The organism is Bacillus sp. FJAT-27251 (genome assembly GCF_001273925.1).
GTDB lineage: Bacteria > Bacillota > Bacilli > Bacillales > Cytobacillaceae > Mesobacillus_B.
This window is the reverse complement of record NZ_LIGG01000001.1, coordinates 4,242,308-4,254,410: the sequence shown is the minus strand read 5'-3', so window position 1 is coordinate 4,254,410 and position 12,103 is coordinate 4,242,308. Positions and strand designations below refer to the sequence as shown.

Sequence of the window (12,103 nt, the reverse complement as noted above, 5' to 3'; positions counted from 1 at the left end):
TCTCATCTCTCCTTTGTTAAATTAACCAAACCTGCTTCCAGTGCCTGTGAGAAATCCGAGATGATGTCTCCGGGTGACTCAAGGCCGACTGAAAGGCGCAGCAAGGTATTGCTGATGCCCCTTTTTTGCCGCTCGTTATCCGGCATGGCAGCGTGCGACATTTTCGCAGGGTACGATAGGATGGATTCCACTCCGCCGAGACTGACACCAAAGACCGGCAATTTCAGATTTTGCACAAATTCCTTGAACAGAGTCTCATTCTCCAGTTCAAAGGATAAGACAGCACCAGGACCAAGTGCTTGCCGGCTATGAACCTCGTATTGCGGGTGGTCTTCCAGACCGGGGAAATGCACCTTGGCTACGTGCGGATGGTCCCTGAGGAATTCCGCAATTTGGCTCGCACTTTGCTGTGATTGCTGCATCCTGACAGCAAGGGTTTTGATTCCTCTCATCACAAGCCAGGCATCCTGTACACCCAGGACTGCCCCAAACGAGTTTTGCAGGGCATAAAGCCTTGCCCCAAGCTCCTCATCCTTTGTGACAGCCAGGCCGGAAAGGGTATCGCTGTGGCCGCCGAGAAACTTGGTTGCGCTGTGAAGCACTATGTCTGCACCAAGATCGAGCGGCCTTTGGAGGTAAGGTGTCATAAACGTGTTATCAACAAACGTGAGTGCACCGATTTCCTTGGCAATCACACTTACACCTTTAATATCGGTCACCTTCATAAGCGGATTCGAAGGCGTCTCGGCATAAATCACCTTGGTGTTGGGCTGTACTGCCGCTTTTACGGCTGCCAAATCAGTCATATCCACAAAGGTATGCTCAATCCCGAATCGGTTCAATACCTGGGTCACCATGCGGAATGTACCGCCGTACACATCCTCGGTGACAATTACATGGTCACCCTGGGAGAGGAGAAGAAAGGCGGTCGAGATTGCCGCCATTCCTGAAGCGAAGGCGAATCCCCTTGTGCCGCCTTCCATTTCTGCAATGATTTCCTCAAGTGCCTCCCTTGTCGGGTTCAGGCTGCGGCTGTAGTCAAATTTTCCAAAGCTGTCAACTCCAGGCTGGTGGAAGGTTGAGGCATGCTGCAGGGGCACGCTTACAGCTCCAGTTGCCGAGTCCACCTTATATTTATTGTGAAGCAGCTTTGTTTCAAACGTAAAATTGTCATTACTCATTACAATACCTCCTGGCCAGCTTTAGCAAAGGCTGTGTTCAAGTCTGCGATTAAATCTTCCGCTTCTTCAATCCCAACAGAGAAACGGAGGAGGCGGTCACAAACACCGCCAGCCTCGCGGACTTCCTTTGGGATGTCGGCATGGGTCTGGGTGGCTGGGTATGTAATGAAGCTTTCCACGCCGCCCAGGCTTTCTGCAAATGTAATCAGGTTCAGGTTCCGTAAAAATGGATTGACCATTGATTCGTGGCGGATGCGGAACGAAACCATTCCCCCTCTGCCCGGATAAAGGACATCCGTAACCGCATCATGTTCCTTGAGGAATTCCACGAGTACAGAGGCGTTCCGTTCATGCCTTTCCATTCGAAGGGCCAAGGTTTTCATTCCTCTGATCAGAAGCCAGGAGTCGAAAGGGCTGAGAACTGCGCCGGCACCATTATGGTACAAAAACAGGGAGTCACAAAGATCCTTGCCTTTGGCGACAATTAAACCGGCCAGGACATCATTGTGGCCGCCCAGGTATTTTGTGGCGCTGTGGATGACAATGTCGGCACCTAATGCAAGCGGCTTTTGCAGCAACGGGGTATAAAAGGTGTTATCCACGATTACCAGGATGCCATTTTCCTTGGCAATTTTGACAATGGCTGCTATATCGGCTGTTTCCATCAAAGGGTTGGTTGGTGTTTCGACGAAGATGGCTTTTGTATTTGGTGTAATGGATGAGGAGACTTCATCCAGATTAGCCATGTCAATATATTGGCAGGCCAATCCCCATTTCTTAAAACCCTGTTCCAGCAATCTGTATGTACCGCCGTATAAATCCTTGGATACAAGCCATTCATCTCCGGATTGGAAAAGAGACAACACGGTCAGGATGGCGCTCATGCCTGAACTGCAGGCAAACCCGCGCTCACCCTCTTCCAGGTCTGCGATCGCTTTTTCGAGAATTTCCCTGGTAGGGTTCCCGGTCCTAACATAATCATAGCCGCTGGACTGTCCGATACCTTCGTGCCGATAAGCCGTTGATAGATAAATGGGAGGGTTGACGGTTCCTGTAGCCGTCTCGCTGCGATTCCCAATTTGCGCTAGTTTTGTATTAATGTTCACCATTTCTCAACACTCCCTGACTGTCAATATTTCTGTTTGAAGGATAACAAAAAAAGTCTTCCTAAGAAGAAGACTTTTTGACCGTTCCATTATCTTCTTCTTATCTGCCAAGTTGGACAACTTGCTGGACTTAGCACCTTTTCAATGCGGACATTGATGGTTGCTGAGGCGTCATCGGGCCATACCCTCGACCTCTCTTGATAAGAAATCTGTAGATTTATAATTTTCATCTAACTTTACTACAGTAAAACGGTGAATGTCAACAGACTTTTAGGGAAGGGGGGGACCTTTTGTTAATTGTGAAAAAAATATGAATTTATTGTGAACATTTTGTGACATTTTTTTGAGATTTCTGGTAAAATGGAGGTCAAGGAAACGTTTTATGAGTGGAGGGCTGTTCTAATAGGTTTCCATTGTAAGCGTATTCATGTGGAGGTTTTAAGTAAATAATGCTTATATATGTTAAATGAATCCGATTAGGGGAAAAATCAAGTAAGAGAATGTGACAATTTTGTGAACTTGGGGAATAAAATACACAAAGGAGGTTTTACAATGGAGACGTATCAAAAGATTCTTCATGTAGTCAAATATGCAGGAGGAATTATTTTAACGATTGGAATAGCCATTTTCGTTTACGGCTTCTTTCTAAGCACTGGAGGAGTAGCCACTGGAATCGGCATTGGAACCGTGATGGGGGCCATCTTCATCTTCATTATGGGTGTATTCCTGGCTGGTACCGAGGAAATGCTGCTTAAAGCAGGAAAGGGCAAGAATATTATTTAATATGAGAACAAAAAAAGAACGCCCATCGGGCGCTCTTTTTTTGTTCTTCTCTTACCCCATATCCCAAATCATGGTCAGGAGTGTACCCAACACAGTAATGATGGCAAGAAGGATGCCAAATACCGCGTTTGTATAAATCGAGTTTTTATCCTCCGACTCGCCGGCATGCATAAAGACAACGAGTTGGACCGATGCCTGGATAAAAGCGGTGACCAGGAGGATCGTCATTCCTGTTGCAAACGACATATCCAGAAAGTAGACAGCGAGAGCAACTACAGTAAGAAGCAGGGAAAAGACAAATCCCATCACCTGTTTTATTGGAAAAAGTTCTCTCATATTACATCATTCCTTTCAGGTAGATGAAGCTGAAGATAAAAATCCAGACAACATCCAGGAAATGCCAGTAGAGCGAGAAAATGAATGATTTATTCGCATTAGCAGGAGTCAGGCCGCGTTTTTTAATCTGGATCATGATGAATAATCCCCAGAACAAGCCCAATGTAACGTGTACTCCGTGGGTGCCAAGTGTCGTTAACAGGCTGGCTGTAAAGGCACTTACTTGAATGCCGGCTCCAACATGGGCGTAGTGAACGAACTCATAGATTTCCACTCCAAGGAAGCCAAGGCCAAGCAAAAGGGTGACAGCAAAGAAACCAAGCATCGCTTTCTGCCTTCCTAAACGCATGGCATGAATGGCGAGTCCAATCGTGAAGCTACTGGTCAATAGCAGGAACGTTTCGATTAAGACCGGTGCAATTTCAAAAATTTCAGCTCCTGCAGGGCCGTTTCCTGTACGGTGTTCCAAAGTAAAATAGACAGCAAACAATGTGGCGAAAAGCATGATTTCGGCGCCAAGAAAAATCCAGAAACCTAGTATATTCATCCTGCCTTGCTCTGTGCCATATTCAAGAGGGAGAGATTGGTCGATTTTCATTATTTGACACCTCCCAGTTTTTCTTCTGTTTCTTTTATTTCCTCAACAGGAATATAGAATCCATCGTCCTTTTCAAATGAACGGTGGGCCATGCAGGCAAAGATGCCAATTGCGGAAACAATCACCAGGGACCAGATGGAGAAGATGAATCCAAAGCCACATACGAAGAAGAGGGCGCTCATAATGAACGGTACTCCGCTGCTGTTAGGCATATGAATCTTCTTAAGGTCATCCTTGAAAAGGACATGGCCCTTTTTCTTTGAATCCCAGAAAGCTTCCCTCGAGTTAACCACTGGCGTGATAGCAAAATTGTAATCCGGTACCGGGCTGTGTGTCGCCCATTCCAGGTTGCGGGCATTCCATGGATCCGCACCAATATTTCTTGGCGCATAACGGAAGCTGTAATAGATGTTATAGACAATGATCGCAAACCCTAATGCAAGGAGACCTGCTCCAACAAAGGAAATCATGTTTCCGACAGTATATCCTGCTGCTTCAGAGTAAGTGTACATACGGCGGGCCTGTCCGTCCAATCCAGTGAAGAACATTGGAATGAACGCTACACATGTACCAATGGCAATCACCCAAGCCGCCAATTTTCCAAGCTTCTCATTCAACATGAAACCAAACATTTTCGGCCACCAGTAGGTAAGCCCTGCAAGCATCGCAAACACTACACCAGGGATAATAGTGAAGTGGAAGTGAGCGACAAGGAACATAGTGTTGTGATACTGGTAGTCAGCCGCTGACATTCCAAGCATGACTCCTGTGACACCGCCAATCGTGAACAGCGGGATGAACAGGATGGAGTATAGCATTGGCGTCGTTACGACAATCTTTCCTTTCCACATGGTTAGGAGCCAGTTGAATATCTTCACACCAGTCGGTACAGCGATCGCCATTGTGGTAATGGAGAAAATGCTGTTCGTTAATGCTCCCTGACCCATTGTATAGAAGTGATGCACCCAAACGGTAAAGGACAGGAGGGAGATAACCACCATCGATGCGACCATGGATGTGTAACCGTAAAGATTCCGGCGTGAAAATGTCGAGATGATCTCACTGTAAATACCAAACGCAGGCAATATCAAAATATAAACTTCAGGGTGTCCCCAAATCCAGAAAAGGTTCGCCCAAAGCATATCCATACCGCCATTATCCATCGTAAAGAAATGGGTTCCGAACAGGCGGTCCATCGTTCCCAGCAAGAGGGCGATCGTCAGGACAGGAAACGCGAATACGATAATCAAGTTTGTAATCAAAGCAGACCAGGTGAACATCGGCATCTTCATCAAGGTCATTCCCGGAGCTCTCATTTTAAGAATGGTCACCAGGAAGTTGATGCCAGTAGCAAGTGTACCGATTCCTGCAATCTGAATCGCAATCATATAATAGTTAGTGCCAACTGATGTGCTGAACTCATTGCCGGCCAATGGGAAATAGGATGTCCATCCAGCATCAGGTGAACCGCCGACAACAAACGAAATGTTGAAAAGCATGGCCCCCATAAAGAACAGCCAGAAGCTTAGCGCGTTCAGCCGCGGGAACGCAACATCACGGGCACCGATTTGCAGCGGTACAACAAAGTTCATCAGTGCCATGATAAATGGCATGGCCATAAAGATAATCATGACAACGCCATGAGTGGTAAAAATCTCATTATAATGCTGGGCATCCAGCAGTGTGTTTTCCGGCACCGCAAGCTGCGCACGCATCATAATCGCGTCCGCGCCTCCGCGGAATAACATCAGTAGTGCAGAGATTAGATACATAATCCCGATTCGTTTATGGTCGACAGTCGTCAGCCATTCACGCCATAGATATCCCCATTTTTTAAAATAGGTCAAACCCACAATGATGGCAATCATGGTTAGAATAATGGCAACCATGGAAGCATAAATCGCAGCGCTTGGATGAGGTATGGCAAATCGTTGGAAAAATTCCATCCTTTTGTGACTCCTTTCAATCGTAGGTTGCTATAGTGCCATAATGGCAGAAAAAAGAATTAGTGACTGCTATGGTCTGAATCTTCTTCTTGAACACTATGATCATCATGATCATCATGTTGTTCAATGTCTCCACCAGCCCCATGGTTATGTTCGGGAGCCGGTGAGAACTCAAGATGCGTACCTGTGAATGTCATTCGGCCAAGGTGTCCTGGCTCAAGAAGTTCAGTAAACTTTTCCTCACTAATAGGTGAAGCAGTTTCCTTTACTTCTTTTACCCAGTCCTCGAATTCCTGTTCAGGCATTGCTGTTACATCAAAAGTGTTTTCAGCAAATCCTTTACCACTGAAGTTGGCGTTTCGCCCCTTATATTCTCCAGGTACATCGGCAGCCAAGTGCAGGGTAGTCACCATGTCGGCCATGGCGTATTTCTGTCCGCCAAGCTGTGGAATCCAAAAGCTTGTGATTGGGCCGTGAGAGTATAGTTTAAATTCCAACGCCCGGTCGGTCGGGATATAAAGATAGTTGACGGTTTCAACTCCTTGTTCCGGATAGCTGAAATGCCACTTCCAGTTGGATGAAGACGCATAAATAACCAAAGGTTCTTTGTGTTCATACCCATCTGGTGTAGCTTCGACGATATAGTTGCTTCGGACCGATACGACTGAAAGGAAAGCTACAATCAGAATTGGAATTCCGACGCATATGGCTTCCACCCAAATATTACCTTCAATATAAGGAGGTTCATAATCATCACTTTGCTTTGATGCACGGTATTTAATTAACATGAACGCTAAAAGGGAGAAGACTGCAATGACAATAAATGACATTAGCCCGATAGACATCATTATGTCACTGGCTTGTCTTGCAGCTTGTGGTCCCTTCGGATCCAGCACCATTAATGGCTCACAACCAGTCAGAACAGCTGAAATTGTAATTAATACTGATAGTAAAACCCATTTTAATTTCATACATGTTCCCCTTTCTAAAATATAAGCGATAAACCTTGATCATTATATCACAATAAATGTTCATTTGTTCACAAAGATGACCGTTTTTTGGTCTTGAACAAAGGTACTTTTTGGGAAAGTGTGATATAAATCACAGATTTACCTGTTTAGAATGATTTTAACATGAAAATTTCTATCTCTTGGCTTTAAATGTGACCAAATTATGAAAACAAAAATTGTAAATAGCAACACGTTCAATTTGCTGTTTTTTGGGTATTTTAGTTAAAGAGTAAAAAAAGTTTTTTCTATAAAATAATTGAAACCATTTCTTCATCCATACGTATAGTAAGTGTTATGAGAAATTTACATTTTTGGAGGAATAAGATGCTTAAAAAATTATTGTCTGCTTTCGTAGCTATCATGATCATGTTTTCGCCAGCAGGGAACTATGTTTTTCAAGACCTGCAGCAAACGGAGGTAAGTGCAAAAAAATATCGTTCCGGTTCGAAAAATTTCAATAAAAACCGGACGACCAATCAAGACCGTCAAAATGACACCGTCAATCGAAACACAAACACCAACAACACTAACCGGGCCAATACTGCCAATAATGGCGGCTTGATGAGAGGAATCATGTATGGCGGGCTTGCAGGACTATTATTCGGCGGCCTTTTGGCTGGAATGGGAGGACTCGGGCCAATCTTCGGAATGATGGTCAATATCCTGGCAATCCTTGTGGTATTCATGCTGATCAGCAAAGTGATCTCTTCAATTAGAAGGAACATGAGAAGGGATGAAGATCAGTGGCGCCGCTAAAAATCGATGAACAGGATATTGTGAACGCCATATGCATTTATATAGCAGATAAAAAGCAAGTCGCGCCAGAAGAGGTAACAGTTGAACTCATGTATGATGACGATTACGGCTTTTCTGCAGAAACCTTTGTGAATGGCAGGCAGCAAATCCTGGTTAAACAAAATATGATCGAAGCGCTTAGAATGTGGCTTGATCAGGAACTGGGCAGAGACCCCTTTTCGGGTATCGAGCTCGTTCTGGAAGATGAAGAAGGCATCATTGCCCATATTAGGTAAGCAAAATGTATGTTGCAGGACTCCGCTCCTGGGCATATGCAATGAAAATTTTCAGCCTGTCCTTATGCGGACAGGCTTTTTACATATAATAGAAGGAAAACGGAGAAAGGGGACACGCAGATGAGCAAACTGGAACAGGTCTACCCTGCCGCCATTGAACAAACCAAACAAAAATTATTCGAAGATATAGATGCGTTTATGGAAAGGCAGGATGCTGTGCCGTCCTTTCATGATTATATGGAAGTAAGAAAAGCTTTCATTGACCAGATTTGGATCAATATCTGGCTTAATAAGGCGTCCAACGATGTGCCCAAGAAAGAGAAAAAGCAATTATTGAACGAAAAAGGCTTTGTGACGGATGGAGTAGACAAAAAAATTATTAATAAGCTTTTTCGGGAGGAAATCCGGTCGATAATGGTTTTTAATGCCGCTTCCTGGCTGGAACAAAGATTTACCGGCAAGGAGGAGGAATGGGAGCAGCGTTATGGAGCAGCAAGGCAAAAGTTTTTTATGCGCCAGGAGAAGGCGAAAGTCGATAAGGAGCGCTCTGAGTTCACAGGAAGGCTGGCCGATTGGATGCGCCGTCATGCAGAGGCGAATTTTGATTTGTTTTACCTTCATGCGAGGCATTTTGCTGCCAGGGAGATTCAGCATGATCTTATTCACAACCAACGCTATGCCTATGTCGAAGCCTACAGGCTGGAAGAGGCCCTTGTGGAGGATGGAAATTTTGATGCGGACGATTATGTGACAGCAGGAGATTTCTTTGAGGAGCTGACAGGCGGGATTTCCTCGGACTGGAGCAGCCGCTCTTTTGGATATGAAACGTATTACGAACATTATGAGAATGCCGTTCTGGAATTTGTAAGTGTGATGGTTCCTGAAAAATTGGCTGGAGATATGCCTCCTGGATTAAGGGAGGAATATAAAAAGCTTTTTAACCAGGATTTGAATCCGAAGAACCTCTTCAGACTGATTGATTCAGATTGCTTTGAGCTTGCTGAAGATATGACTTTGGAATTAGCCCGGGAGTACCTGGAAGATTTATTGGAGCTTACAGAGCTGCCCTTCGAGGAAAAGCTGCACCAGCAAATTTTTGAACGCAATAAAGCCGAGCGTGCCCGGAGGAAAGCAGAGGAGGAGGCTGAGGCTGAAAGGAAAAGGGCAGAAGAAGCAAGGGTCCTGGAAGATATATTTGGCACGGCCTACATCCCCTCAGTAGGCTCGCGGGTGCGGTATGTCCTGCATATTGGCGAAACCAATACTGGTAAGACGCACAGGGCTCTTGAAAGCATGAAGCGGGCAGAAAGCGGGCTCTATCTTGCACCCCTGAGGCTCCTCGCCCTCGAGGTTTACGACAAGCTTAACGAAGAAGGAGTTCCCTGCTCCCTTAAAACGGGCGAAGAAGAAAAGCCGGTTGAAGGTGCCAAGCATGTCTCAAGTACAGTGGAGATGTTTCATGAGAAGGATTTCCATGACGTGATTGTCATTGACGAAGCGCAAATGATTGCCGACAAGGATCGCGGGTTTTCATGGTATCGGGCGATTACCAAGGCAAATGCCAGGGAAGTGCATATCATTGGAAGCTACAATATCAAACAAATGCTGTTCAATCTGCTCGAAGGCACTGAAATTGAACTGCATGAATACAGCCGGGACGTACCGCTGGAAGTAGAACAGAAAGAGTTTGAGCTTAAACACACCAAAAAAGGGGATGCGCTCATCTGCTTCTCCCGCAAACGAGTCCTGGAAACGGCGGCGAAGCTTCAGCGCAGCGGGCATTCAGTCAGTATGATTTACGGCAGCATGCCGCCAGAGACAAGAAAAAAACAGATTGAAATGTTCAACAGCGGCAAGACTTCAGTGGTCGTTGCAACAGATGCGATTGGAATGGGACTGAACCTGCCGATTCGAAGGATTGTTTTTTTGGAAACAGAGAAGTTTGACGGGACGAGAAGAAGGACGCTGACTTCACAGGAAGTGAAGCAAATTGCGGGCCGTGCAGGAAGGAAAGGGATATACGATATTGGCAAGGTAGCGTTTTCGGCAGATATTAAGGTGATGAGCAGGCTGCTTGAAAAAGTGGACGAGCCTGTGCAAACCTTTGCGATAGCCCCGACTGCTGCCGTGTTTGAACGGTTTGGGCACCATTACCGGGACCTGGGGGTTTTCTTTGAACTCTGGGAGAAGTTCGAACCGCCAAAAGGGACGAAAAAGGCTTCCCTCTCCGAAGAGCGGGAGCTGTATGAATTGATAAAAGGCACTCCGATTGAAGCACGGTTTTCGATGATGGACTTGTATGGTTTTTTGCATCTTCCTTTCTCGGCGAAGGAGCACCTTCTTGTCCGCCAGTGGCTGGAAACGATGATGGCGATAGCAGACGGAAGGGAACTGCCTGACCCGGTCATTAAAAAGAAAGGGCTGGAAGATTCCGAGTTGAGCTATAAAGCAATCGGGCTGCACCTGTTATTCCTCTATCGTTTGGACAAGCGGACTGAAGCTGTCTACTGGGAAAGGCTCAGGGATGAAATCAGCGATGAAGTGCATGATCATTTAAAAGACGAGGTAGAAAATTACCGGAATAAATGCAAAAAGTGCGGCAAAAAGCTGCCTGAGAATGCAAGGTTTCCTATTTGTGATGCCTGTTACCATGGAAAAGGCCGGGGAAGGAGCCAGGAACGCGGCACCGGGAGAAGAAGAAGGTAAAACATCTGTTAGCATATTAAGGCTTTGTAGCCATAAACTAGTTATAAAAGACGTAAAAGGAGGGCTGTGATGGCTGTCCATGTGGTGAAAAGCGGGGAATCCCTCTGGGCCATTTCGCGCATGTACGGTATATCCATCAGGGAAATCGTCTCAGTAAACGGCCTGCCTTCAGCCAACTCGCTTGTTCCGGGGCTGGCTCTCTTCATCCCTCTGCCTCAGAAGATTTACCAGCGGGTCCACCGAGTCCGACCCGGCGATACATACTGGAAGCTGGCAGTCGAATACAATACCAGCATCAGTACCATCGCCGCAGCCAATCCCGGATTGCAGCCTGACGAAATAAGGGTTGGCCAGGTCATTGAAATACCTTCTCCCCTTAAGCTGGAAATGGAAACGCTCGGATTCATTGTCCCATATTCAGCACAGGCCTTTCTGACGCAGCTGCCATCGCTCGCTCCCGACCTGACTTACCTGGCTGTAGCGGCCTATTCCTTTACTAAGGAAGGATATGCCTATGTTGAGCTGGAAGACAGGGAAATTGTTGGGCGCAGCCTGCAGCTGAATGTAAAGCCGCTGCTCATGATCCGCAACCTGGCTGAAAACGAGTTCAGCGCCGCGTTGGCGGGGAGCATATTGGCCAATCCTGCGCTGCGAAGAAACCTTGTATCAAGCCTGGTCAATTTGACACGTGAACGGGGCTACAGCGGTGTGAGCATCGATTTTGAATTTATTCCGCCTCCCCAGCGAAACGCTTTTCTATTATTCCTTACCGAATTAAAACAGGCCCTTGGCAGCCTTATTCTCCATGTCAATGTTCACGCCAAGACAGAAGACATCCCCGCAAATCCTATCATCGGTGCATATGATTATCGCGGCATAGCATCCATAGCCGATATGGTAGCCGTGATGACGATTGATTATGGGTATCCCGGCGGACCTCCTGACCCCATTTCCCCTTTGTGGTGGGTGGAACAGGTGATTGCTTATGCCGTGGGACAAATCCCGCCTAATAAGCTGCAAATTGCCATGCCGCTTTATGGATATGACAAGGTCATTCCAGGCAATCTTACTTTGGCAAGGTCTTTGCTCGCTTCCCAAAATCTCGCTATTTCCAAATGGCGTCCAATCCAGTTTGATTTACGGTCTCAATCCCCTCATTTCCGCTATGGGCAAAATAATCAGGAACATGTCGTTTGGTTCGAGGATATCAGAACCACTATTGCAAAGTTCAGGCTGATCGACTTAAACGGGTTAGCGGGAACGACCTTTTGGCAGCTTAGCCTTCCTGCTCCGCAAACCTGGGCCTACATTCGTAATGCTATTCAGGTGGTTAAAAAAATTTAAAAGAGAGAGGCCTTTTCTCTCTTTTTTTCATTTTGATGACTATTTCCTTTTCAATTATGATG

General features: G+C 46.1%; 11 protein-coding genes and 1 riboswitch. Of the genes, 5 read left to right on the top strand and 6 right to left on the bottom strand.

From position 1 onward, the window contains the following. Positions 1-2: 2 nt before the first annotated feature. The gene (metC, locus tag ADU22_RS19995; protein ID WP_053363740.1) at positions 3-1,181 is read right to left on the bottom strand and encodes a cystathionine beta-lyase; all 1,179 of its coding nucleotides are present in this window, start codon (positions 1,179-1,181) and stop codon (positions 3-5) included. Beyond that, on the bottom strand, positions 1,181-2,290 hold the full coding sequence (locus ADU22_RS19990; RefSeq protein WP_053363739.1) for a methionine biosynthesis PLP-dependent protein: 1,110 nt from the start codon (positions 2,288-2,290) through the stop codon (positions 1,181-1,183). The genes metC and ADU22_RS19990 overlap by 1 nt, the downstream gene beginning before the upstream one ends. A gap of 94 nt (positions 2,291-2,384) precedes the next feature. Then, a riboswitch (SAM riboswitch) is annotated at positions 2,385-2,494 on the bottom strand. A 345-nt stretch (positions 2,495-2,839) separates the two neighbouring features. Between ADU22_RS19990 and ADU22_RS19985 the strand changes: the two genes are divergently transcribed. Continuing rightward, positions 2,840-3,070 carry a hypothetical protein gene (locus ADU22_RS19985; protein WP_053363738.1) on the top strand — a complete coding sequence of 77 codons (231 nt, stop codon included), beginning with the start codon at positions 2,840-2,842 and terminating at the stop codon, positions 3,068-3,070. A 51-nt stretch (positions 3,071-3,121) separates the two neighbouring features. Here the strand turns inward: ADU22_RS19985 and qoxD are convergent, their stop codons facing one another. The 4 genes from qoxD to qoxA are packed head-to-tail and all read right to left on the bottom strand — an operon-like array spanning position 3,122 to position 6,921. Beyond that, complete coding sequence (qoxD, locus tag ADU22_RS19980) at positions 3,122-3,406, bottom strand: cytochrome aa3 quinol oxidase subunit IV (RefSeq protein ID WP_053363737.1); 285 nt, start codon at positions 3,404-3,406, stop codon at positions 3,122-3,124. Position 3,407: 1 nt separating this feature from the next. Beyond that, on the bottom strand, positions 3,408-4,004 hold the full coding sequence (gene qoxC / locus ADU22_RS19975) for a cytochrome aa3 quinol oxidase subunit III (RefSeq protein WP_053363736.1): 597 nt from the start codon (positions 4,002-4,004) through the stop codon (positions 3,408-3,410). After that, the gene (qoxB, locus tag ADU22_RS19970) at positions 4,004-5,950 is read right to left on the bottom strand and encodes a cytochrome aa3 quinol oxidase subunit I (RefSeq protein WP_053363735.1); all 1,947 of its coding nucleotides are present in this window, start codon (positions 5,948-5,950) and stop codon (positions 4,004-4,006) included. The genes qoxC and qoxB overlap by 1 nt, the downstream gene beginning before the upstream one ends. Before the next feature lie 59 nt (positions 5,951-6,009). Beyond that, complete coding sequence (qoxA, locus tag ADU22_RS19965) at positions 6,010-6,921, bottom strand: cytochrome aa3 quinol oxidase subunit II (protein WP_053363734.1); 912 nt, start codon at positions 6,919-6,921, stop codon at positions 6,010-6,012. A gap of 363 nt (positions 6,922-7,284) precedes the next feature. Here qoxA and ADU22_RS19960 point away from each other — a divergent pair, with 363 nt between their 5' ends. The 4 genes from ADU22_RS19960 to ADU22_RS19945 all read left to right on the top strand — a co-directional run bounded on the left by ADU22_RS19960 (position 7,285) and on the right by ADU22_RS19945 (position 12,041). Then, positions 7,285-7,716 (top strand): hypothetical protein, encoded by a 432-nt coding sequence (locus ADU22_RS19960; protein WP_053363733.1) that lies wholly within the window; start codon positions 7,285-7,287, stop codon positions 7,714-7,716. After that, positions 7,704-7,991 (top strand): YxcD family protein, encoded by a 288-nt coding sequence (locus ADU22_RS19955; RefSeq protein WP_053363732.1) that lies wholly within the window; start codon positions 7,704-7,706, stop codon positions 7,989-7,991. The genes ADU22_RS19960 and ADU22_RS19955 overlap by 13 nt, the downstream gene beginning before the upstream one ends. Before the next feature lie 120 nt (positions 7,992-8,111). Then, positions 8,112-10,697, top strand: a complete 2,586-nt coding sequence (locus ADU22_RS19950; protein ID WP_053363731.1) for a DEAD/DEAH box helicase — start codon at positions 8,112-8,114, stop codon at positions 10,695-10,697. Positions 10,698-10,766: 69 nt separating this feature from the next. Further along, positions 10,767-12,041 carry a LysM peptidoglycan-binding domain-containing protein gene (locus ADU22_RS19945; protein ID WP_053363730.1) on the top strand — a complete coding sequence of 425 codons (1,275 nt, stop codon included), beginning with the start codon at positions 10,767-10,769 and terminating at the stop codon, positions 12,039-12,041. Positions 12,042-12,103: the final 62 nt, after the last annotated feature.